Below are 22,161 nucleotides of genomic sequence, written 5' to 3' on the forward strand. Positions count from 1 at the left end.
GCTTTCCCGGATGCCGCGAGGCGCGGCATCCGGGCTGTTTCGCCCAAGTCTCGGCTTCCTACGCACTCGGACCAGTCAGCACGACGTGCTCTCGAGCACGGAACTCAGGTCGGTCTCTTGCGCCCCATACGTTGTTCACGCTTTCTATGGGTAGCAGAATTTCCATCGAGTCAGAATTAGACTCACTCGGTGTGAGTAGCTGTCACGAGAGAAAAGAGGAAACATCAGGGCCCCCGGTATGCGAGCCAGAGGACGGTCGTACAGTGAGCGCGGACTGATTCAATCAGCAACCGTATATATCAGTATTCGATAGTATACGAGCATGCGACGCCGTGCCCTCCTCGCCACGATTGCTACCGATGGTTCCGTGGCTATCACCGGTTGCAGTACGACGAGACAGTCCTGTGGACCACCCAAGGAGACGTTCGACAGATCAGGCGACCGCTGGCCGATAGCTGGATACGGCCCGACGAACACTGCCTACGTTCCAGCTGGACCGTCGAGCGGCGAGAGACAGTGGCAGACCGACCGTGAGGCTGGCAACGGACCTCGGCTGAACGGCTTGTTCAGTACCCCTCTCGTCGGCGATGGGGCGGAGTACGTTTCGATACGACAGCTCGATCGGCACGAGCTGGACTCTCCCGGCTACCTCGTCGCACTCGACGACGAGACTGGCGAGCTGCATTGGCGGGTCGAACTCCCGTCTCTGGCAAGCGGCGACCCGGCACTCGCGGGTGAGACCATCCTCGTCGGCGATGGCCGGGGCGACACGACCCGTCGCCACCGCTGACCGAGTCTACGCACACGAGATGGATTCGCTGCTGTGTGCAGTTGACGCCGCATCCGGCGAGGCTGTGTGGGAGCGAAGCGTGGACGGACCCCATGGATCACTTGCTCTTGGCGACGATGTGGTCGTCGCGCTCGCTGAGTCCACGGTCCTTGGGCTGGACCCCGAGACGGGAGAGACGCAGTGGACCGGTCCCGAGAGCGAGGCCGGCCTGTTCTAAGGTAGTCCAGTCATCGCTGATGAGACGGTCTACGTCCCGACCGAACTGTCGCTGCTCGCGCTCGACCTCGCCGACGGGACGATCAGATGGCAGCACACGACAGGCGAGGAGACGGTCGCGACGCCGGCTATCGTTGGCGATACGGTCTACTATGGCGATTACGACACCTACGTTTACGCAGTCGATGCGATGACGGGCGAGGAACGCTGGCGCGTCAAGACGAACGCACACATCGACTGTAACGTCGCCGTCGCGGGCGGCACTGTCTTCGCTGCCAGCAAAGCAGGGGTCGCCCACGCGCTCGATGCGGCGTCCGGCGAGCACGCCTGGACGCACGACGTGCGCTCCGAGCCACATGTCACTGCGACCGATGGGTCCCATGTGTACGTCGGTACTGGCGGTCAACTCCACGCGCTCGAGGCCACGACCGGTACATCCTGCTGGTCGACTACCTATGGGGATACCAACGGGATCGGTATCGCCGTCGGTAACGGCCGCGTGTACACTCCACTCACCATATCAGGGTCAGAGTATGGCAGCCTCCCAGGCGTGCTTGATGCGGCGACTAGTGAGACGCTTGCCCCGACCCAGGGTGGGTTTGAGTCGCCCGACGCGAGGTTCTATAGGGGGACGGCCGTCGTCGACGGCGCGGTTTACGCATCCGGGGTCGATGAGGGCGGAATCTCCCTGGCTCGATTCAGCTGAGTTGGTCTGGATTCATGCTGTCCAAGAATTCGTGTACCCAAGAATCTTGGCAGAAATTAGAGATATTTCAGCGGTCGTGCTGAATAGAGAACGCGTATGTAGCACGGTGGATACTCTAAAGAAGGCAGTAACCGAGCGAGATTAGCAAACACTTCTGCTGGTTATGTTCTCAACATTTATATTGACAGAATAGAACCGTCGCGTGTGCCCTCCACACGCCGCCGTCAGTTCCTGTTGGCCGCATCCACTGCGACTGCCAGCCTTGCCGGCTGTACCACCTCTCGGGAGCGTGTCGGTTCCCAACTGCGGTCGGGATTCCCGCGTCTCAGGCGCGGGAGGATGTCAACCAGCAGCAGTCACTCGTTCCTCCAGAGTCTCCCTCGACAGGCCGACAAGGATCGCATGCACAGATTCTGGCATTCGCAACTGCAGCACAAAAATATGGCCGCATACTTTCGGCAGGGTTCACATCGTTGCCGTAATTCAATCTTGAATTTGTACCCACTCACGTAGGGTGTCTTCGTCCTGAACGACGAACTCTTCGGTCTGTGTTCGGAGCCTCCCCTTGCGACGAATGGTAACGAGGAGATGTGGCGAATTCGCCGGAATGGAGCGGCCGGTTATTTCGCACTCAAAGGTCTCGTCTGAGGCAATCGACCGGTGTGCGATCCAGTCGATCTCCCAGTCGTCGCTTCGAGTGGGGATTTTCGCCCCCTTGTACCACGGATCAGATTCGCTCATTCAGTCACCGCGTTCGGAGGAGAGGGCTCGTGAGAGCTGAAACATCGGGTTTCTGTGACGATCATCAGATGGTATGAGGATATAGAGTCGACCCGCTTTAATCTACTCGCTGAGAACAACCCAGAGACACACCCCAAACTTTGGCCTATCGCTCATCTGTCGGAGATTGTTGGTCCCATTCTCGTCACCAGACGGCTCTCCATCAACAATGTGCTACACAAGAGCGTATTCTAATCGTCTTATAAAGAGCAAGGAGAATACCCGCGCCTTTAGGCGCGGGATGAATCCGACAACTCCTATACAATCCACCGTCGATGGCACGGCAGGATATTCCACGCCAACCGACACTATTAAGAAAACAACTTCATAACCAGTTATGAAGCCAGAAAATGAGTCGAACCGTCCGAACCTTCGAGGCCACCATCACGAACCAGCGACAGGTTCGTGACGACCTCGACCAACTTGGATGGGCCGCCTCAAAACTCTGGAACGTCGGTCGCTACTACGCACAAGAACAGTGGGACGAAACGGGCGAGATTCCCGATGACGGGGAACTCAAATCCGAACTCAAAAGCCACGAACGCTACACGGACTTGCATTCTCAATCCAGTCAACGAGTTCTTGAAGAACTCGATGAAGCGTTCAACAGCTGGTCTGGTAAACGTCAGAACGGCGATGACCGTGCCCGACCGCCCGGCTACCGCAAAAACGGAGACTCCCACCCGCGTTCAACCGTGTCGTTCAGAGCGGCTGGCTTCAAGCACGACGCACAGCTCACCCGCGTTCGCCTCTCGAAAGGCCGCAATCTCAAAGAACACCGCTCAGACTTCATCCTCTGCGAGTATCAGACTCGCCCAGACGTTGACCTGACCGAGTGAGACATTCAGCAGGTTCGAGCCGTCTACAAGCGCGACGAGTGGCGGCTTCAATTCGTCTGTCGCACCACTATTGATCCGGAACCGCCGGGTGACGAGGTGGCAGGTGTTGACCTCGGGATTTGCAACTTCGCCGCCGTCTCGTTCGGCGGTGAGTCAGTGTTGTATCCGGGTGGCGCACTCAAAGAAGACGAATACTACTTCACGAAGAAGAAAGCCAAATGCGGCGATTCCTCGTCCCGGGAGGCCACTCGTCTTGACCGGAAGCGAACGGGTCGCCGGACACACTTCTTGCACGCACTCTCGAAAGCAATCGTAGAGGAGTGCGTCGAACGAGGTGTTGGTACACTTGTCGTGGGCGATCTCGGCGGTATCCGAGACGACGATGAGACAGGCGCCTCTCGGAATTGGGGCGACCACGGCAATCTTGATTTGCACGGGTGGGCGTTTGACCGCTTCACGACCCTTCTGGACTACAAGGCGGAAGCCGAAGGCATCGACGTGGAGTTGGTGTCGGAACGTGATACGTCGAAGTCGTGTTCGTGCTGTGGTCACACGGACGATGCCCAGCGCGTCGAACGTGGACTGTACGTATGTGAGAACTGCGAGACGGTTGCGAACGCGGACGTGAACGGTGCGGAGAACATTCGGCAAAAGGTACTCCCAAGTCTCGCCACGGATGGCGGCGATAGGGATAACGGCTGGTTGGCACAGCCAGCGGTTCGCCTGTTCGACCGTAGTGAGGGCGTTTTCGCCCCACGAGAACAGTTGTGAACCGCGAACCGTAATATCCCAACTCAGCGGTGGGGGTGCCGTGGGATTCCCGCGTCTTCAGGCGCGGGAGGATGTCAATCCTCTCAATGCTCAACCGCCGGCTGTACAACTTTAGTCGTCGAGGAGCGGACCATCAACGCGTTCGTCCCGTGTTGCAATGAATCGGTCCGTGATATCCTCAACAGAGAGTTCGTTGACCGCAGCCTGCAGGAAGGCGTTGTGCAGTTCGCGTTTCTGGACCGCACCATAGCCGTTCCGTCGGAGAGCGATTTCAGCTTCGAACAGTAATCCGGACGGGCCATCGAGCGTTTCCCACGTTTTGGGGAGGCAATAGACGGAGTGTTGGGTCTGGCTTTTTGCCGTGGGAAATGCCGGATCAGTCTCTGGGTTGTAGCTGTTATCGGACTCGCTGTCGGCTCCGGTAGAATCGTCCCCGCTATCACTTCCCGAGAGGGTACCGGCCAATTCGCCGAGAGCTTCATTACCCGGATCACCCGTCTCCTCGGTCTCGTCGTTGTTCTCGTCATTGTTCTCGTCGGCAAGATCATCGAACGGCATCAGCGCACCACCCCACCAACTTCGACAATCTGGGCGAGTTCCGCATAGCAGGCGAGCTGGTCACACTCGGGGTCGTAATCGCGCAAGGGTTGGCGAGCACGATGGGCCTTATCGATGCTGGCGCGGTGTCGGATACCTGGGAGCTCACCGTTGTACTCGCCGTTGTCGATGGCGTCCCAGTCCGAAGGTGTGAGTCGGGCGAAGTTAGGGACGTACTGTGCGAGGTCCTCCCGGCGGTTGAGGGCGTACAACAGGTTTCGGTCGCGGGTGTCGTGGTCGAGCCGTTCTGAAAGATCGGTCGGGACCAACGCGAGGAGATCGAGGTCGAAATACTGGCGAGCTTCCTGAATGAGGCGCTTATTGGTTTGGGTAATGCCGCTTTCCCACCCGCTTTCCGGCCGGAGCGGGACGATGAGGTGTTTGGTCGCGAACAGGGCGTTGTCGTTGAGCTTCCCACGGTTGGCGGGCGTATCGACGACGATGTAGTCGTAACTGTCGCCGAGGAGGGGGTCAACGACGTTTCGGTGGAGGCGTTGGCTGGAGGCCATCGCCGATTGGAGATTGGTTTCGACGTCTTCGAGAGCTTCGTGTGAGGGCAGTAGATCGAGGCTGTCGGTGACCGAGACGATGTGGTTGGCGGGGTCAGTACCGTCGATGAGGATCTGTTGGAGGTGGTTGTCGCCTTCGTAGCGGTCGCGGTAGCCGAGATTGAAGGTAGTGTGGCCGTTGTCGTCAAGGTCGATGAGGAGAGCAGTGCCGTTACGGCCACCGAGTTCGCGAGCGAGGTTGATTGCGGTGGTCGATTTGCCGAAGCCGCCCTTGAGGACGTTCACGGCGACGGCACGGGGCGATTTCTCAGGTTCCGATGTGGGCATAACGGCGGTTCATGCCCCGAAGGTATAAACTGTGGTGCCTGTCGAAGATGTGGTTCTTGTTTTGCATGGTCGAGAGTGTACGAGAGGCACGCAGTATACCACATGTATAAAATTCACGAACTTCCTCACGGGTATAACATGAATAACCTTCTAGACTTTATCAACATACACGAATGTGTGAGAGTGAATGAATGTACTGGCGTGAATGAATGTTATGCATGTGAGAGTAGAAGAGTTGTCATACCAAGGTGCCTAAGAAGCGTTTGTTGAGCAGTGATGTTGATCGCTGTGACCCGCTTCGGGGTCAGCCTCGAAGCATGTCCCGTGATCTTCTGTGGATGCAACGACCAATTCGGGTGCGGTCATCGGACGTGCGAGTTCGGGACGAGCGATCGGTCGGTCTTGCGCCAGCTCTGCTTGATTTGGCTGTTGTTCCTCCTCCATACATTCGTCACCGCCCTCGACCTCGGACCCCATCGAGATCTCGCTCGTTCTCGAAGCATACCCTCCATATTCGTCATCTTATCTCGTAGAGAAGAGGTTCCTGCAGGCTGACATCCGTCCTGAGCAATCTCTGGCGCCGTCGGGTTTCGAACTTACAGAAATCAAGGAGAAAGCCCACTCCTTTAGGGGTGGGATGAATCCAACACTACATTTCACAACCCACCGACTTAGCGTGGCTAACGGTTGTTCGATAACAGGCCGCAGTCACTGTCACTCCCGCATTGCTGGCTCGTCGACCGGCGGCTCGAGTCGAACGCCGTAGGTGGGTTCTGGCGACCCGCAGCGATGTTGTCGTAGACGGCTTTGTTCGTTCCCGGAATGGCCGTCGCGTACATCGGCCCGAGGAAAAAGGCCGCCGCGAGCAGAAGGGCGTACGTGGGAGCGCCTGCGACCGTCGCAGCCCCGGCGGAGAGGCCGATGAGGCCGACCACGAGCAGACGTCGTTCACCGAACCGATCGACCAATGCGCCGAGAGGTAGCAACCAGACTGCGTAGCCGATCGTGAGCGCAGTCACGACGAACCCGACCGTGAACCGTGAAAGTCCGAAAGCGTCGCGAAAGAACGGCATCGCCGCAAACACCGTGTAGTAACAGATACTCGCCGAGATCTGCCACAGCGACACGAGCAAAACCGTCCGCGTTTCACATCCTGTGCGTGTCGGCGGCCTCTTCGCCGGCGTTCACACTGCGATGGATTCTCTCCCGTGCAGGCCAAAGTCGTCGAGAGCTCGGTTCCGAAACCCGAAATGGACAGTTGTGACTGATCCGAGGAACCGAGTTGTGCCGCGCTAAAGCAAGAACGAACGCAGTTCTTCACGATACGCGTCTGGTCGGTCTTCCATCACCCAGTGGTTCGCCTCGTCCAGGCCAACTAACCTCGCGTCGTCGATATCTTCTTCGAGCCGTTCGGCCCAGTCGACCGACTGGAACTCGTCTTCGGTCCCCCACAGGAGGAGCGTCTCTGCGTTGACTGTCTCGGGGTCGACCTCGGTCGTGTGATTCGTGTTGGTCGCAGCAGCGTTCCGGACGACCGAAGTGACACCCTCCTCCGAGTTCCAGGGAGATTTCATCCCTTCGAGGAACTCTTCGTTCGGGTCGTCGCCGAAGAGCGTCTCGCGGAAGAGGTCGTCCATCATCTCTTGTAACTCCTCGACACTCGTCTCGCGGGCGGTCTGCGGCAATCCGAGATCGGTTATGACCGGAATCGGCCACGAGTCGTATGCCACAGAGTTCGACAGCACTAGTTGCTCGACGGCTTCGGGATGGTGAGTCGCGTACCGAAGGAAGACACCGCCGCCCAGGTCGTGACCGACCAGTGAGACGGTCTCGATGTCTAACGACGACAGAAGGTCGGCGATCATCTCTTCCTGTGCCCGGATAGACCGGTCGAACCCGTCGTGCATCGACGAGTTGCCGTATCCGACCATGTCGGGAACGATCACTCGTCGCTCCTCGGCGATCGGGTCGACGACGTCTCGCCACAGGAACGAGTTCGTCGGAATCCCGTGGAGAAACACGACCGGGTCGCCCGTCCCCTCGTCGTAGTACGCGACATCGAGGTCGTGTCCGTCGACCGAGACGGCCGTCGACTCCTGTGCTTCGGTCCACTCGCGGTAGGCTGTCATCTGTAGAAACCTCCGTCGATAGTACTGTATCCTCTCCTAAACTCCTGTTGCCTATAACAATCGGTACGGTGGAAAAATCGAGGCACGTGACTGTCCCAGAACCCGAATTCGCCCCCTCGCGATGGACGGCATCTATCCGAACTGTGCCAGCGAGATGTCATGGAGATTCTTGACACCCTCGAAGCGGGCCATCTCTCGACTAACTACCGCTGCCAGAACTGCAATGTTGACGTCGAAACGAGCGACTTCCACCGGCCATGGTCCACTCGGCTCGAAGGAGAATGGAGGCTCGAAGAACGCGAGGACGGTGTGCTGGTCACACTACAGTTCGATTTCGACAGAAATACGGCATGCTCGGGGCACTGCTGGAGAAATATTTCGAGTACAAACTGTATCCCCGCCCTGAAGCGCGAGGTTTTAGCGCCTGCCAATTAGATAGTAGTCTCTGATATTGTCCGTAGTACGACCAAGAAAACGTCGGATACGATCACTACCACGAAAAGAGCGTTCTACTGAGCTAGTCTTGAGGAGCCACCTGAGTCGGTTGTTCCGTTGCAGGGGCAGGTGGTTCGTGCGTTCCGAAGTCTGGATGCGTCTCTTCCATCCAGAGATAGACGACTGCACCAGAGAGGAACATCAGGACAGCGGTCATGTAGAATGCGGCTTCGGCGTTCACGAATTCCGTCGAGAGGCCGATCAGGATCGCACCGACCCCATACCCTGAGTCACGCCACATTCGGTAGACGCCCATCCCGGTCGCACGCCACGTCGGGTGGGCAGCGTCGCCGGGAACGGTCATCAGATTCGGGTAGAGTAACGCCATCCCGAGACCGGAGATACCCGAGAGGATGACCCACGGGAGATAGCCGTCGACGAGCACCATTCCGAGGATACCCGCACCGGCGAGGAACATTCCTGCGACGACCGGAGGACGCCGACCGATCCGATCCGCGAGGCCACCCGTTGCGATCTGGAGGAAGTACATCGCGCTGTGGACGCCGACGATGAACCCGACGGCTGCGATACCGAGGCCCTGACTCGTGAGATACAGCGGGACGGCGAGCCAGAACAACGTATCGACGAACTTCTCGATGTGACCTGCCTGTGCCGCGGCGAACAGCGTCTTATCGCCGTAGGTCGCCCGCTTCAGCACCTCGACGAACGGGAGGTTCGCGTCGTGGTGGTCTTCATCGTCGATTTCGGCCTCCGCGAGTTGAACCGTCTCCTTGATTAGGAAGACCGAGATGAGGAACGCCAGCACGACGACGACGGCGAGGAAGTAGAACGGCTCAGGTCGGAGGCTCGTCTGGGCGGCGATGATGCCCGTAATCCAGGCACCGACGGCGACGCCGCTGTACCCGAAGGCCTCGTCGATACCGACGGCGAGTCCTCGCTGGTCGGGACCTGCAATGTCGATCTTGGCGTTGATGGCCATACTCCAGGTCAACGCCTGGTTGATTCCCAACAGGATGTTCCCGACGGTGATCCACCCCCAGCTCGGGGCAAAGATGAGGATGACAGGGAGTGGAAGTGCGGTCACCCATCCGAGGACGAGCACGGGCTTGCGGCCGTATTCACCACCCCATTTGCCGGCGTAGAGGTTTAGCAGCGCCTTGACGAAGCCGAACGAGACGACGAACGACCCGATGACGAACAGAGACTCGACGCCGAGGACGTCACGACCCAAAACGGGCACGACGGCGCGTTCGGACCCGATCGTCAACCCGGTGGCGAACACCAAGAGGACGTGCAGCGAGAACTGTCCGAGGTGCTCGCTGATCCCTTGTTTGAGTTCAGTATCCGTACTCATGAGTCACTCCGCTGCGCAGTTGTTCGGACCCAGTTCGAGCTCGGCTAGTTCGTCAGCAGGAACTGATTCCTGTCCCATGTTCGTCCGCTTGACGCGCTCGAAGTTCGGCGGATGATCCGGGATATCTGACGCGAGCTCCCGAACGAACTCCTCGCGGTCACGTCCGAGATCTTCGTTCCGCTCTCGGACCTCGCTCAGCGTCGCGGTCACTGGCGGTTCTGGCGAACCGGGATCATGTGCCGGCAGGACGAGAGCGTCGTCTGCTCGGTTCTGAAGTCGCTGGAGGCTCTCGTAGAGCGTCGCGGCGTTCTGCTCAACGTTGGTATCTTCGATTCCGGCTTCGACGCCAAGTTCGACGCGGCCCACGCTCTCGTGGAAGAGCGTGTCGCCCGTGATCAACGCTGCGCCGTCGATATCGAACGAGACGCTTCCTTCGCTGTGTCCCGGGGTGTGGATGACTTCGATGTCGAGGCTGCCGATCGTTACAGACTGCTCGTTTTCGACAGGCGTCGCGTCGATGGCCAGTGCATCCTTCGGATGGAGGTAGTAGGGGACGCTGTAACGGTCAGCGAACTCCGCAGCGCCGGAGACGTGATCGGCGTGAGCGTGCGTGTCGAAGACGCCGACGAGTTCGGCGTCGTACTCGTCGAGAATCGCCTCGTACTCCTCGAGGTAGTGTGATGGGTCGAAGACGACCGCTTCACCGTCAGTGATGAGCACGTGTGAGAGACAGCCTTTCCCCGGCCGTGCGACTTGAACGAGCGTGCCGTCAAGGTCAACGCCGACCGGCGCGTGCCGGTGAACTCGGCTCCACCCGTTCATGCCGTCAGCGAGAGCCTTGGCGTCGTAGTCCATCTCTTGAAGGACGTCCGCTGCCGTCTCAGCAGCGATGCCCGCACCGCAGACAGTGACGACCTCCTTCTGCTCAGGGAGATCCGAAAGATCGTCCTTGGCCTCGTCAGGGTGGCTGGTCAGTTCGTCATAGACGTCGACGTTGACGCTCCCCGGTACGTGCCAGTCATCGAACGCTTCTTGGTGGCGAATGTCGACCACGAGCAGGTCGCCTTCGTCAGTCTGTAATCGTGCGCCGAGTTCCTCGGGGGAAATCTCCGACATCAGTGGCTACCGATACGAGAAGTATTGAGGTATAGCTGCTGCCGGACATGACCGGCACTGTTAATTTAATTTAGCCCAAATACACCTCTATGAGTCTTTACGAGGCCTCGTTCCGGGTCAAACACGAGTGTCCGTATCGAGAGATCTCGGAACGCTACCCGGATCTCACGATTCGCGAGTGGTACCTGAGCGACTGTCAGGTGATCGAAATCACAGCACCTGGATCACCGACTGACGAATTACTCGACGAGATTGACCACATAGGGACGATTCTCCACAAGTCGATCGATGAATCTGGGCTTCACGTCGTCACGCAATCCTGCCTCTGTTCACTGGAAGACTCCATCATCGAGCGGTTCGAAGCACATAATTGCCTCTACCAGCCACCGACGATCCATCGTCAGGGGTGGGAACACTATACGGTGATCGCATTCGACGAGAGTGACGTTCGAGCACTCTTACACGATCTGGAGACAGATCGCGATATCGAAGTCCTCTCGAAGACCGCGATTACGGAACAACAGATCCCACACAGTATGTTGGCTCCAGTCGACCAGTTGTTCGAGAACGTAACTGAGCGACAACTGGCGGCGCTTCGGTTGGCGTTAGAAAGCGGATACTACGAGCAACCCCGAAAGACATCACTCAGAGAGCTGGCCGAACAGACCGCAGTCGCTCGTTCGACGTACGAAGAACATCTTCGGAAGGCGGAGAACAAAATTCTCACGAACGCCGGACAGTTCCTGCGACTAGTTACGGCGACGTCGACAGCAGATCCATTAGAGATCGAAAAGACCCGCCAAGCCGAGCAGACGGCCGACTAACTGAAGTCTCCACGCTCGACTGGGTTCCAGTCAGCCGATCGTGAGTACCTTATCGACATCTTCGACGACTCAGAGGCAGTCTTACATCGTCGCTCGAGGTCTGAAGCACCGTTCGTGTTCGTACCTCTCGTCTCCTACGCGCTTACCCGTCGAACATTCGTCTGGGGCAGGCGACGCTACCGCTGGCGCGAGAAACTCGACGTGACGATTGTTGAATAGCGCGACCCGAGTCAAGTATCGATGAGTTGCTCTGCGATGAAAACGGGGTGCATTTTTCGGTGAACAGAACCGTGGTTCTTAGTCGCCGAGCGATGCCGACGTATCGGTTGGTTCCTCACGCTGAGCACGTGGCTCATCACCAATGAACGTCTGCCACAACCGCACGACGAACACAGCCCACGGAAGGGCGATGAGCGCGAAACCAGCGACGCTGAGCATCTCCGCAACGTTCGAGACCATCGGGAGCGCCGTCGCCCAGAGAGCAAGCATCCCAAGATTGATGCTGCCAACGCCCAGCCACGATGGAGTATACGAGCTTGACTCGACCGCACTCGGCACATCCACAACACCTTCCGTATCCCCAAATGCACCAACCACGATCGGCAGAAACGCCATCGCCAACTGGAGCATCCATCCGAAGACCAACCCGTTGATAGCCGCCGTTTCGATGGGAGCTCCTGGAACGACGTTCGGGAACAGAAGCACGAGGGGCGCCCACGGTACCGGGAAGACGAGCCATAAGTATGCACCGAGGATGTGACCGACCCGAGCATCCTTCGTACAGCCACTCGCGCGTTTGGTCCCCACGATATTCGCCAGCAACGCGATCGTTCCGATCACGTAGATAGCGAGTCCGGTGAAGGTCAACACGTGCATCGCCAACCACGGTCCCGAAACGAGACCGACCGTGCCGATGGTCATACCCCAGAACGTAATGCGTTTCAGACGAGGATAACGGAGTTCAGTACCCGTCAGTGCAGGGATGAGCTGGAGCAACGTCGCAGCGACGACGAGGGCGAGGAACCCCCAGACGTTCGCGTGAACGTGTGCTTCAATCGAGCCGAAGTAACCACCGGGCCCGTGAACGTTAAGCAACATCCCGAACGCAGCGAAGATACCGACGACGAGAAACCACGGTGCGACGCGGTAGTATCGGCTCAGCAGTGAGCCACGTGAATCAGCACTGAGACGGTACACCGTCACCAGCAGTAGCGCCAGCGCGACCAGCACGATGGTCGCACCAGTGACGGCTACGACGGTCGAACCGGTCGTCATCCCGAAGAGGATGAGTGGATACCCCGTGTTCAGGGAAATCCACTGTGACCAACGGAGTCGAGGCGAAAGACGAATCGTCGAACTGCCGACGTTGCTGATGAGGTGGGGAAGTGCGCCGAACAACGCCTGTGTCATCGCGCCAATGGTAACTAAGTGAACTATCACCCAGCGAAGCTGTGAAAGCGGTTCTACGAATCCGACCTCGACCGCGAGTTTCCCGACTACGGCTAGTACCCCAACTGTCAGGTACAGCCCTGCCATGACGAAGAACGGATTGTTTCGTTGATGCATGTATTCGCTTACCTCTTGTACTCTCGTCGTCGGAGACGACTGAAACAGTTCGTGCGAACTGGTCAGCTGTATGCGAACATGTTAGGAAAGGCCTCTTTGCTCATGCATGTCCTATATATCTTCGACGAGGAAAGCAAGTGCCACGAGCTAAATTCACCATCACTATCCCGGATGAGACGTGGATAGCCCAGGTTTCGAAAGCACATCCGGACTGTGTGTTCAAAGTCATAACTGTCCTCTCGGGAGTCGAAAGGAGTATTGCACTTTTCGAACTCACGGCACGGGATCTTATGTCGATACTTTCCGACACGGAACGCCACGAGGATATCACGTCGCTCGAACTGCTTTGGAAGGAGGAAGACGAAGCACTGTTACAGGTCGAAACGACGAATCCCGTGTTGTTAGACCCGGTCTGGGAAATTGGGGTTCCGTTGCAGACCCCATTCGAGGTCGTCAACGGGACCGCGAGGTGGGAACTGACGACCTCTTCGACTCGACTTTCCGCACTTGGTGAACAGTTGGAGGCATCGGGAATCCAGTTCGAGCTCGAGTACGTTCGACGCATCGGCGACAGCGACGCTGAGTCCATCCTGACCGACCGCCAACAGCAAGTGTTCCTTGCAGCAGTCGAACAGGGGTACTACGAGACGCCACGTCGAGCGACATTGACGGATGTCGCAGAGTCGATGGATATCTCAAAAGCCACGGCAAGCGACATCCTCCATCGGGCCGAGGGAAGAATCGTCGATTGGTTTGTAACAACCGCGGTACAGTAATCGTTATTCGACGAAAGCCCCGCCTTCCATTCCAATCGCTTTGTGCGGTTCACAGTAGTATCGGTACGACCCTTTCTCATCGAACGTCTGTTCGAATGTATGTCCCTTCTCACCGAACAAATCGCTCTTGAATGTACTCAGCGGTTAGAGCGGGAGTCCTCGCTGAATGTCACGCGCTTCAGGGCGTGGTAGCTTACTTCCACGGGTTTGACACGAGGTCGGCCTGTATCTCCGCACCCACTTCGATCCGGCAGTCGGAGCGCGGTTCGGCCACGCAGAGCAGAACGTAACCGTCCTGTCGATGTCGGGGTTTCAACCCCCGTGTGCGTTTGATGTGAACGAGGTCACCCTCCAGCAGGCGTCCGGTGCAGGTGGCGCAGGCACCGTACAGACAGCCGTAGGGGATGCCGAGGCCTGCACGCTCGGTAGCGTCGGTGACCGTCTCAGCGTCCCGGACCTCGACGGTTGCCTCCCGGCCGTCGCGCCACTCTAGAGTGATTGTGTGGGTCATCGACGGCTACTGCCAGACGTCGCTGGTACAGTCGCCGCCGGGCCAGCGAATCTCGTGGGCGCGAGCCGGGCCGCCGGGGGCGTCTCCGAAGTCGACGACGAACTCCTCGTCGAGTTCCATCCGCCCCTCCTCGGGGTACACGTCCGCTTTCAGCATCAGCGATCCCTTCTCGCCTATCTCGGGGTAGAACTGGTTATCCCAAGTAGAGAACAGGGAGGTGGTCCAGTAGAGACGGCGCCCGTCACGGGAGAGTTGGAGCATCTGCGGGGCGCCCCTGATCTCGTGGCCGCCAACCGCCTGCCGGTCGCCGAAGTTGCCGCCGGCCCACACCTGATCCACCAGCCGGGGGTTCCCCGTGTCGCTGACGTCGTACATCCGCACGTCGCCGTGGAGCCAGTTCGAGAAGAACAGGTACTGGTCGTCGAGCGAGAGGAGGAGGTCCGTCACGAGGCCGGGGACCGGCATGTCCCAGTCGGGGTGCTCCCGGTCCTCGATGTCGATGACCTTCTCCCAGTCCCAGTTCCCGTCCGCGTCCTCCCAGAAGCGGAGGATGTTCGAGGAGAGTGCGGCGCCGACGTACCCTTCGGTCTCCTCGGGGTTGTGGGGCATCCGGACTTCGAGCGGGATCAGTCCCTCCTCGCCGAAGGAGAGGGTCTGGTGGTGTTCTTTCGTCGCCCAGTCCCAGATGTGGATGCTGTCACCGTACTTGCCGGCCTCCACGTCTTCCAGGTCGAAGCCCGGATAGTACGTCTCGGGGGCAGCCCACTCGCTGGAGACCATCACCCCGTGCCGGGGCTGATACCAGTAGTCGTAGTTCATCTCCATGTTGCCGCGGTCGACCTCCCAGTGGCCCTCGATGGAGAAGTCGTCCTGGTCGAGCTGGAGGAAGCCACCGGGGAGTTCGCCGTCGGCGTTGCCGAGCATGCTGATGACGATTTTTCCCTCGGGAACGCAATGAACCGTATGCGGCGCCGAGAGGTCGTGCTCGAACACCTCCTCGGGTTCGATCACTTTCTCGATCGCCGGGTTCCGCGGGTCGGAGGCGTCGATGATGTGGATTCGAGAGGAGCGTTGCCCGGGAACGATCAGGTGATCTCGGGTCAGCCCCTCGGCGTGACACGAGGACGAGCAGGTGTTCCAGCCGAAGTGGTGGAGTTCGTCGCCCTTGTTCGGCATCTCGACGGTGTCGACCAACTCCGCGTAGGTGTCAGAGTCGGGGTCGACATCCACGACGCCGACGAAGTCGGGGGCATCCACGTCCATCCCGACTCGGAGCGACATGACGAAGGCGGTCTTCTCGCGTTCCGATTCGGTGCGCATCGCCGCCGGTGTCGGGTACCCCGGCCCCTCTACCTCGTGATGTTCGTGGCCGTGGGCGTCGGTCGACTGATCGGGTTCGTCGGTGCTCATGGCAAGTGCTAACACGTTCTTATCACACACTATTAATGATTTGGTTCGCTCGAGGCAACCCACTCCGAGTGGGAATTCTTTTGCGCTCGCCGGCGTAGTTCGATGGTGTATTGTCAATTTCTCGTGACGAACCGGGAAATGGGTGATGCGCACACTGTATTCAGCACGACCAGAGAGACGCCGTTTTCTCGTCTTGTCTAAAATATACTGATTAGTGCCATTCCAACGGATATTGACGGTTTTCTGGAGGATCTCGCCATCGACCTGCTCACCAGAACTATTCGAGTAGAAGAGTGTGTAGGCCGGGACCAAGAAGAGCTGTCAGAGGCACTCATCAATCTCTTCCCTTCGCAGTTTTCCACCTCGACCCCCAACTCGTCGTATTCGGACTCACTCCCGACAGAAAGCCGAACTCGTTGCTGAAAGAAGGGCACGAACCCTTCTCTCAAGGAGTGGACGGCGTCTGCGAATAGGAGAGGGTTCAGGGGACTTTGATGTACCCGTAGTCAAGTGCTTGCAGCCGAGCGAGTTCACCGACAGCGGATGGCACGCGCTCCACCCCCGACAGGAGATCATCTTTCGTCAGACCGAGCATATCCATGGCGTTCCCGCAGGCACGGAACGTGACGCCACGGTCCTGCAGTGAGGCGATGAGGTCGGCAAATTCATTGTCATCAGTTGGTGGCGTATACAGTTGTACTCCTTTCCCATTTGCCACTACGACCAAGTCTTTGACGGGAACAGTTTCATCCTCCAGCAGGTTCTTTGCGTTCATCAGGGCCCCTTTCTGGGCCATCGAATCACCGCTCGAGAGGTGGAGAACAGTTTTGGTTTTCGGGGCGGGACGCGCACACTGGTCTTGCTGAGCAGAACGGGTCGTGCCCGTTGCGGCTACGGGGTCGCTTCCGAGGAGCAGTGCACCGAGAGCGCCAGTTGCTGACACGAAATTCCGTCGTTGCATACAAGAGAAGTATTGCACCAGATTGGAATAAACCCACAATACTAACTACAGGCTCTGAGAATTGGCACAGCACATTTATGTTAGAACTAATTAATGTAAATTAATATTTGTATATCTATGGGTGTGTTTTCGTTGTCTATTGTATTTCACACTCCTTATGTACAAATCGAGGGCAAATCACGTTGCCAGGGTCGTAGCTGTTCTGCATTCGCTGGGCCTCGGTCGCACATTGCGTCATGAGATCGGAGTCGTCCACGGTCCCGAGATTCTCTGGGTCGGCGGTGACAGCGGCCGTCGTGTCGCGGACGCCAGAGAGACTCTCGAGATGTCGTTCGAGTGCCCGCGCTCCCGCGTCGCTACGACCACCCCGTCGTTCGATATGGACCGTACACGTCGAGAGAGACGGTGGTTCAGTAACAGCCACGTTCTCGGTACCTACAGGTTGGTTGAATTTCACCTTTTAGGTAGACCTACGAGTATTCGTCGGACTGCATACGGGGTCGATCCCCGAGCCCTCGGAGAGTTTCTTGGTATCGGGACTCTGGGCAGAGAGATCATCCAATGATCGTCACCGGAATCCGTGCTCGGCGGGTGACTGTCTCGGCAACACTTCCGAGGAGCATCCGGTCCATTCCTGAGCGGCCGTGGCTGCCCATCACGATCTGATCGATGTCGTGGTCGTCAGCGTATTCGAGGATTGCTTGCGCCGGTCTGTCGACTTCCGTGACAGTGTCGAGGTCAATACCGTGCTCTGCCGCAAGATCCATGGCCGTCGTGTGAATTCCGGCGGCGCGTTCTTGGGCGTTATCGTACCAGTCCTCGGCGACTGGCAAGCCACCTGCCTCCACGTCGACCACTGAGTCGATCGGATTGATAACGTAAATCGTGGTGATGGTGGCGTCCGGGAAGTTCTCGAGAGCGTACGTGAGCGCACGCTCGGCAAGCGGGGAACCGTCGAAGGCGACGAGAACGTTGTCAGGCATACGAATAGGGTTCGAGACGATTTGAGAAGAGTGTGCTGCCGAAAACACCGCGGCTGGGGGTACCGTTAACTACGACGTGTGTCACAATCGTCGGTATGTCCAGTGTCCGTGCGTGGGTCGACCAGCATCGTCTACTGAGCTTCGTCGCAATCGCGTATGTCTTCACTTGGACGATCCAGGGTGCGCTCGCGTATTCGGGCATGGAAGCCTCCTGGACGCACTCAATCCTGATCGGCTTCGGTGGATTCGGTCCGCCGATCGGCGCGGCGGTCGTCATCTGGGCCTCCGGTGGGAGCCTCCGTACGTGGGTCGGCCAGATGTTCAAATGGCGGATCCGTGCAAAATGGTGGGCACTCGCGCTCGGAGTTCCGTTCGTCATCCTCTCGCTCGGTGTCCTACTGTTCGTTCTAGCCGGTGGCCCGATCGACCTCACCGAATTCGAATCACCGTTTATTTACCTGTTCGCGATGGTGTGGGGCACCGTGTGGGGTGGCGGTCAAGAGGATCTCGGGTGGCGTGGCTTCATGCTGCCCATACTCCAAGACTCCTACAGCGCGCTGACCTCGAGTGTCATCGTCGGCGTCACGTGGGCGGCCTGGCACCTCCCGCTGTTCCTGAACGCTACGACCACTCACGGCGGCTGGCCGCTCTCCCAACAACTCCTCTGGATGGTCTCTATCCTTGCAGGCTCTATTCTCTGGACGTGGATGTACAACAGTACTGGCGGAAGCGTGCTCGCCGTCGCGGTGTTCCACGCCGGCATCAATGCGATGGGGATCTTCCACCCCGCCGACCAGGACGCACTCCTCCCAAACGGCGTGCCAGACCCCTGGCTGAACCTCCTCGCCGAAGTCACGGGTGCCCTCCCCCTCGTGCTGATTGCCATTCTCTTGGCGGTCGTTTACGGCGGGGACCGTCTGGCGAATCGCGAGCCCCCAACGCCTCAAGACGCTGGCCTCCCACCGGAAACCGAATCGGAAGCCACTGAGTGAGCACGCTCCCGTACTGAATATCGAATACGGACTCGAATCCTCTCGGCTCCCCCGAGACCTCCAGCGGCCACCGCTCAAACACAATTGTAGGTCGAACAGTATTTTATTGAGTCTCCTAACGAATACCCTCAGTGAGGTCTGAGAAAAGATGAGTTCAGTTCTGGTGCTCTACGGGACGGGAGAAGGTCAAACGGCGAAGATCGCAGAGCGGATCACGACGACAATCAGCGAGCGCGGACACGAGGCGAGCGCACTTGACGTCCGTAATCGACCGGAATCGTTTACCCTGGAAGGGTACGACGCCGTCGTCGTGGGTGCGTCGATCCACGTCGGCAAACACCAAGACGAGGTTCGTGACTTCGTCACCGACAATCGAAACACCTTGTCAGGGATGCCGACCGCGTTCTTCCAGGTGTCACTCTCCTCGGCGAACGAGGAGAAACGCGAAGAAGCTGCAGGGTACGTCGAGTCGTTCCTCACAGAAACCGGGTGGGATCCGGATCGAATCGGGCAGTTCGGCGGTGCACTTCGATTCTCTGAGTACGGATTTCTCAAACGGCTCATGATGAAGCGGATCGCGAAGGACCTTCTCACCGAGGAACGGGAGCAGGACGGTGATATCGAGTTCACTGACTGGGACGCGGTCGACGCGTTCGCAGCGGACGTCGCCGCGTTCGTTGAAAACCGTCTCGGTGTCACCCCGGACACTACTGAGGATTCATCGGAATGACCGCCACGCAACATCCTCGACGCCTCAGCCGACCCTATATCGTTGCATCGACGCTCACCCTCTTGCTTACCGTCGTTGCGGCCGGTGTCGGACTGTTCGTTCCTGAGTTCTACCGGGATGCCGAAGTCCTCCTCCCACAGCTATACGGGCAGGATCTGCTAACGCTCGTCGTCGCTGTCCCCATACTTGTCGGCGCCCTCTATTACGCAGACCAGGGGTCACTCCGTGGTTACGTCGTTTGGCTCGGCGTCACCGGCTATCTTCTCTACACGTACGCTTCGTATGCATTGCTCACGGCATTCAACGAGCTCTATCTTGTCTACGTCGCGCTGTTCGGACTGACGTTGTTCACGCTCATCGGCGGGGTCGTTCGCATCGATCCAACAGACCTGAAGGAAGCACTCGACGGTCATCCAGTCCGTGGATACGTCGCCTTCCAAGCACTCGTCGCCGGACTCGTGGCGCTGATGTGGCTCGCCGAGGTCGGCCCAGCGAGTCTCGCCGGAACCAGACCCCCGAGCATCGCCGAGACGACGCTTCCTGTGCCTGTCATCCAGTCTCTCGATCTCGGCGTCGTTGTCCCGTCGTTCGCTCTCTCGGCGGCTCTCCTCTGGAAGCAGCGAGCGTGGGGCTACGTCTTCACCGGCGTCCTCCTCGTGAAAGGCACCACCCTCGGTCTCGCGGTTCTCGCCATGATCGTATTCATGCTTCAGAACGGTCAAACCGTCCCTCTTCCCCAGATCCTGCTGTTTAGCCTCCTGAGTCTCATCGGCCTCGGACTCACGACTCGATTCATTCGCGCCATCCCCCGCAAGTTCTCCAAAACCCAGACACACGCTGGAACTGAACTCCGAACAGACTAAACGAGAAGTACTGAGATTTCCCACACCAGAAGCGAGTACGAGGATATTGAGCTCGTATACAAGCTTCGGGTAGTGAGGATCCGTGCCAAGTCGTCGCAACAAGGCTGACGTCCGAAATCGGCCTACTATCGTGAACTAGAAGCTATCCAGGTGCTGCCGTATGCTACCCAGCGGCACGAGGTACTCGATCGCGTGGCAACAATCGGTCGATCCCGACATCGAGACGCGATATCCAATCAGGAACACGTCGTTTCTCGCTCCGCTCAGCAACGTCCCTTCCACCGATTGCGAGTACGCGTGGGATGAATCGGACATATGCTGGGAGTTCACTACCGTCGCCGCAGTTACTGTTGGTGGATTGTTGATGGCAATGTCGACGGTCATTCTCTGACCACACCACACGAGCTACTTACCGGCCGTTTTCAGAATGAATCAATCGAGAACACACGGAGCGTCGGACAGCGGTAGATACAACGGGTGACATTCGCGACGGTGGTCACGGGAGAGACAGCGGTGACACAACTGTTTTTTCGGTGCCAATATTCGTCACCGATATGACTCCATCCGAGCGAACCGGCTCCTTCGCGAAGCGGTTCGGTGTGACGCTGCTCCCGGGGATTCCTGGAATTCTTGCCCTCATCGGGTACATCTATTTCACGACACCACCGACAGCCGTCCCAGCCGGCCTGTCGCTTCCGTTCCTCGCTGTGGCTTCCGGTCTCACCCCCCTTCTCCTTCTCGTCGTCGCGTGTCTGGTCGGTACGTACACGGCTCCTCGAGTGGGGTTACGATCGTACCTCGTAGACTGGGTGGGGACAGGCGACGAACTCTGGCGACGCCTCCGTCCCGAAGTCCGCCTCGCCGTGGGTCTCGGCGTCCTCGGAGGCGTACTAATTCTGCTTCTCGACGTCGCGCTGGCGCCGTTCATCGCTCAGGACTTGCCCCAGTCCGCGATTGGGGCGACCGAACCGACCGTGGCAAACGTCCTCGCGTACGCCCCGATTCGCTTCCTCTACGGTGGCATCACGGAGGAGCTCCTGCTCCGATACGGGCTCATGTCGGCGCTCGCGTTCGTCGGCTGGTTTGTCACTGGTCGTCAGTCGGACGACCCTGGTTCGGGAATCATGTGGGTCGCGATCGTGATCTCCGCCGTACTGTTCGGGATCGGTCACCTCCCGGCGCTCGCACAGTCAGTCGGCTTGACTCCAGCACTAGTCGCCCGAACGATTCTCCTGAACGCCATCGCAGGCATTCTCTTCGGATGGCTGTACTGGCAGCGGAGCCTCGAGGCGGCGATGGTGGCCCACGCCACGTTCCATGTCCCCCTGGTAGCACTCTCGCTCATACAAGTCGCGCTGCTCTGACGAGCATCGTATCTCTCAAGCGGCCGACCGGGCACTACTTGAGCTGATTACCACGTCATACGACTCGTATTCGACAATCGGCAGTTCCAGTGAATAGATCTGAAGAAGCCGAGCGGAATGATGACCGCCGCGTTGTTGGCCCCGATGTCGAGTTTCCCGTATTCCTCGAATGCGATTTCGACCGTTTCCGCAGCCGCATCAGTGTCGGTCACGTCGGTTTCGATGGCCGTCGCCCGTCCGTCTGATGCACGAATCTCCGAGACAGTATCTCGGACTGCCTCGCGATCCAATTCAGCGACGACAACGGCGATCTCTTCCGCTGTCATCCGTGTCACAGTTGCTTTCTCGATCCCTTTCCGGCCGCCAGCTACGACCGTGACCTTGTTTTCCAACCCCTGCATACGCACCGAGAGACTAGCAAGCACACTGTCTGTTCGCTCGGGATATGTTTCGAGCTGGCAGCGCAAACAAAGGAGCGAGCGATTCAACCCCCATTCGACGCCAGTATCGGAACCTCCTCTTTCCGAAAGTAGCGGGCATAGGTGGTGTGATATCCGGAAAGACATTCACTAACCAGTGCCGTCTCCCATC

The 22,161-nt window shown here is 58.5% G+C and carries 22 protein-coding genes and 4 pseudogenes; 11 read left to right on the forward strand and 15 right to left on the reverse strand.

The window, feature by feature from the left end:
• The first annotated feature begins 322 nt into the window (after positions 1 to 322).
• The 3 genes and pseudogenes from BSG17_RS17075 to BSG17_RS17085 all read left to right on the forward strand — a co-directional run bounded on the left by BSG17_RS17075 (position 323) and on the right by BSG17_RS17085 (position 1,712).
• Complete coding sequence (locus tag BSG17_RS17075; RefSeq protein ID WP_089826253.1) at positions 323 to 790, forward strand: outer membrane protein assembly factor BamB family protein; 468 nt, start codon at positions 323 to 325, stop codon at positions 788 to 790.
• Positions 756 to 1,100, forward strand: a pseudogene (locus tag BSG17_RS28640) (outer membrane protein assembly factor BamB family protein); the annotation flags it as partial. The gene BSG17_RS17075 and the pseudogene BSG17_RS28640, both read left to right, overlap by 35 nt.
• A gap of 36 nt (positions 1,101 to 1,136) precedes the next feature.
• Positions 1,137 to 1,712 (forward strand): outer membrane protein assembly factor BamB family protein, encoded by a 576-nt coding sequence (locus BSG17_RS17085; RefSeq protein WP_244531583.1) that lies wholly within the window; start codon positions 1,137 to 1,139, stop codon positions 1,710 to 1,712.
• A 483-nt stretch (positions 1,713 to 2,195) separates the two neighbouring features.
• Here the strand turns inward: BSG17_RS17085 and BSG17_RS27120 are convergent, their stop codons facing one another.
• Positions 2,196 to 2,453, reverse strand: coding sequence for a hypothetical protein (locus BSG17_RS27120; protein ID WP_089826258.1), 258 nt, complete (start codon positions 2,451 to 2,453; stop codon positions 2,196 to 2,198).
• 389 nt (positions 2,454 to 2,842) lie between these two features.
• Here BSG17_RS27120 and BSG17_RS17095 point away from each other — a divergent pair.
• A pseudogene (locus tag BSG17_RS17095) lies at positions 2,843 to 4,116 on the forward strand (RNA-guided endonuclease InsQ/TnpB family protein).
• Positions 4,117 to 4,213: 97 nt separating this feature from the next.
• Here the strand turns inward: BSG17_RS17095 and BSG17_RS17100 are convergent.
• The 6 genes and pseudogenes from BSG17_RS17100 to BSG17_RS17125 all read right to left on the reverse strand — a co-directional run bounded on the left by BSG17_RS17100 (position 4,214) and on the right by BSG17_RS17125 (position 10,590).
• A complete protein-coding gene (locus BSG17_RS17100; RefSeq protein WP_089826260.1) occupies positions 4,214 to 4,660 on the reverse strand; it encodes a DUF7970 domain-containing protein in 447 nt (148 codons plus the stop codon).
• Positions 4,660 to 5,535 carry a ParA family protein gene (locus BSG17_RS17105; RefSeq protein WP_089826262.1) on the reverse strand — a complete coding sequence of 292 codons (876 nt, stop codon included), beginning with the start codon at positions 5,533 to 5,535 and terminating at the stop codon, positions 4,660 to 4,662. The genes BSG17_RS17100 and BSG17_RS17105 overlap by 1 nt, the downstream gene beginning before the upstream one ends.
• 770 nt (positions 5,536 to 6,305) lie before the next feature.
• A pseudogene (locus BSG17_RS17110) lies at positions 6,306 to 6,668 on the reverse strand (MFS transporter); the annotation flags it as partial.
• Positions 6,669 to 6,827: 159 nt separating this feature from the next.
• A complete protein-coding gene (locus BSG17_RS17115; RefSeq protein ID WP_089826264.1) occupies positions 6,828 to 7,664 on the reverse strand; it encodes an alpha/beta fold hydrolase in 837 nt (278 codons plus the stop codon).
• A gap of 517 nt (positions 7,665 to 8,181) precedes the next feature.
• Positions 8,182 to 9,474: an MFS transporter gene (locus tag BSG17_RS17120; RefSeq protein ID WP_089826266.1), complete on the reverse strand. Its 1,293-nt coding sequence runs from the start codon at positions 9,472 to 9,474 to the stop codon at positions 8,182 to 8,184.
• Positions 9,475 to 9,477: 3 nt separating this feature from the next.
• Positions 9,478 to 10,590 (reverse strand): MBL fold metallo-hydrolase, encoded by a 1,113-nt coding sequence (locus BSG17_RS17125; RefSeq protein ID WP_089826268.1) that lies wholly within the window; start codon positions 10,588 to 10,590, stop codon positions 9,478 to 9,480.
• 89 nt (positions 10,591 to 10,679) lie between these two features.
• Here BSG17_RS17125 and BSG17_RS17130 point away from each other — a divergent pair, with 89 nt between their 5' ends.
• Together BSG17_RS17130 and BSG17_RS27890 are read left to right on the forward strand one after the other, a co-directional pair.
• Positions 10,680 to 11,414, forward strand: coding sequence for a helix-turn-helix domain-containing protein (locus BSG17_RS17130; protein ID WP_089826269.1), 735 nt, complete (start codon positions 10,680 to 10,682; stop codon positions 11,412 to 11,414).
• A 120-nt stretch (positions 11,415 to 11,534) separates the two neighbouring features.
• A pseudogene (locus BSG17_RS27890) lies at positions 11,535 to 11,633 on the forward strand (glycosyltransferase); the annotation flags it as partial.
• Between the two features lie 78 nt (positions 11,634 to 11,711).
• Here the strand turns inward: BSG17_RS27890 and BSG17_RS17135 are convergent.
• Positions 11,712 to 12,824: a heme-copper oxidase family protein gene (locus BSG17_RS17135; protein WP_211609185.1), complete on the reverse strand. Its 1,113-nt coding sequence runs from the start codon at positions 12,822 to 12,824 to the stop codon at positions 11,712 to 11,714.
• A gap of 293 nt (positions 12,825 to 13,117) precedes the next feature.
• On the opposite strand from BSG17_RS17135, the gene BSG17_RS17140 reads away from it, so the two are divergent.
• The gene (locus tag BSG17_RS17140; protein ID WP_089826271.1) at positions 13,118 to 13,756 is read left to right on the forward strand and encodes a helix-turn-helix domain-containing protein; all 639 of its coding nucleotides are present in this window, start codon (positions 13,118 to 13,120) and stop codon (positions 13,754 to 13,756) included.
• A 3-nt stretch (positions 13,757 to 13,759) separates the two neighbouring features.
• Here BSG17_RS17140 and BSG17_RS28315 read toward each other — a convergent pair whose 3' ends face one another.
• From BSG17_RS28315 to BSG17_RS17170, 5 genes are all read right to left on the reverse strand, one after another.
• Positions 13,760 to 13,876 (reverse strand): plastocyanin/azurin family copper-binding protein, encoded by a 117-nt coding sequence (locus BSG17_RS28315; RefSeq protein WP_280141188.1) that lies wholly within the window; start codon positions 13,874 to 13,876, stop codon positions 13,760 to 13,762.
• 73 nt (positions 13,877 to 13,949) lie between these two features.
• Complete coding sequence (locus BSG17_RS17150) at positions 13,950 to 14,267, reverse strand: 2Fe-2S iron-sulfur cluster-binding protein (protein WP_089826275.1); 318 nt, start codon at positions 14,265 to 14,267, stop codon at positions 13,950 to 13,952.
• A gap of 6 nt (positions 14,268 to 14,273) precedes the next feature.
• Positions 14,274 to 15,677, reverse strand: a complete 1,404-nt coding sequence (locus BSG17_RS17155) for a selenium-binding protein SBP56-related protein (protein ID WP_089826277.1) — start codon at positions 15,675 to 15,677, stop codon at positions 14,274 to 14,276.
• A gap of 481 nt (positions 15,678 to 16,158) precedes the next feature.
• Positions 16,159 to 16,473: a DsrE family protein gene (locus BSG17_RS17160; protein ID WP_211609186.1), complete on the reverse strand. Its 315-nt coding sequence runs from the start codon at positions 16,471 to 16,473 to the stop codon at positions 16,159 to 16,161.
• Between the two features lie 719 nt (positions 16,474 to 17,192).
• Positions 17,193 to 17,621 carry a universal stress protein gene (locus BSG17_RS17170; RefSeq protein WP_089826281.1) on the reverse strand — a complete coding sequence of 143 codons (429 nt, stop codon included), beginning with the start codon at positions 17,619 to 17,621 and terminating at the stop codon, positions 17,193 to 17,195.
• 95 nt (positions 17,622 to 17,716) lie between these two features.
• Between BSG17_RS17170 and BSG17_RS17175 the strand changes: the two genes are divergently transcribed.
• The 3 genes from BSG17_RS17175 (at position 17,717) to BSG17_RS17185 (ending at position 20,206) form a co-directional block, all read left to right on the forward strand.
• The gene (locus tag BSG17_RS17175) at positions 17,717 to 18,613 is read left to right on the forward strand and encodes a CPBP family intramembrane glutamic endopeptidase (protein WP_089826283.1); all 897 of its coding nucleotides are present in this window, start codon (positions 17,717 to 17,719) and stop codon (positions 18,611 to 18,613) included.
• A gap of 148 nt (positions 18,614 to 18,761) precedes the next feature.
• Positions 18,762 to 19,343: a flavodoxin domain-containing protein gene (locus BSG17_RS17180; protein ID WP_089826285.1), complete on the forward strand. Its 582-nt coding sequence runs from the start codon at positions 18,762 to 18,764 to the stop codon at positions 19,341 to 19,343.
• Positions 19,340 to 20,206 (forward strand): hypothetical protein, encoded by an 867-nt coding sequence (locus BSG17_RS17185; RefSeq protein ID WP_089826287.1) that lies wholly within the window; start codon positions 19,340 to 19,342, stop codon positions 20,204 to 20,206. The genes BSG17_RS17180 and BSG17_RS17185 overlap by 4 nt, the downstream gene beginning before the upstream one ends.
• Positions 20,207 to 20,341: 135 nt before the next feature.
• Here the strand turns inward: BSG17_RS17185 and BSG17_RS26180 are convergent, their stop codons facing one another.
• Entirely contained in the window at positions 20,342 to 20,590 is a 249-nt protein-coding gene (locus tag BSG17_RS26180) for a hypothetical protein (RefSeq protein WP_139246678.1), read from the reverse strand.
• A 170-nt stretch (positions 20,591 to 20,760) separates the two neighbouring features.
• On the opposite strand from BSG17_RS26180, the gene BSG17_RS17195 reads away from it, so the two are divergent.
• Positions 20,761 to 21,570: a CPBP family intramembrane glutamic endopeptidase gene (locus BSG17_RS17195; RefSeq protein WP_089826292.1), complete on the forward strand. Its 810-nt coding sequence runs from the start codon at positions 20,761 to 20,763 to the stop codon at positions 21,568 to 21,570.
• Between the two features lie 47 nt (positions 21,571 to 21,617).
• On the opposite strand, the gene BSG17_RS17200 is transcribed toward BSG17_RS17195, so the two are convergent.
• Positions 21,618 to 22,058 (reverse strand): SDR family NAD(P)-dependent oxidoreductase, encoded by a 441-nt coding sequence (locus BSG17_RS17200; protein WP_170864841.1) that lies wholly within the window; start codon positions 22,056 to 22,058, stop codon positions 21,618 to 21,620.
• Positions 22,059 to 22,161 lie beyond the last annotated feature (103 nt).

Origin of the sequence: Halogranum amylolyticum, assembly GCF_900110465.1 — an archaeon.
GTDB lineage: Archaea > Halobacteriota > Halobacteria > Halobacteriales > Haloferacaceae > Halogranum > Halogranum amylolyticum.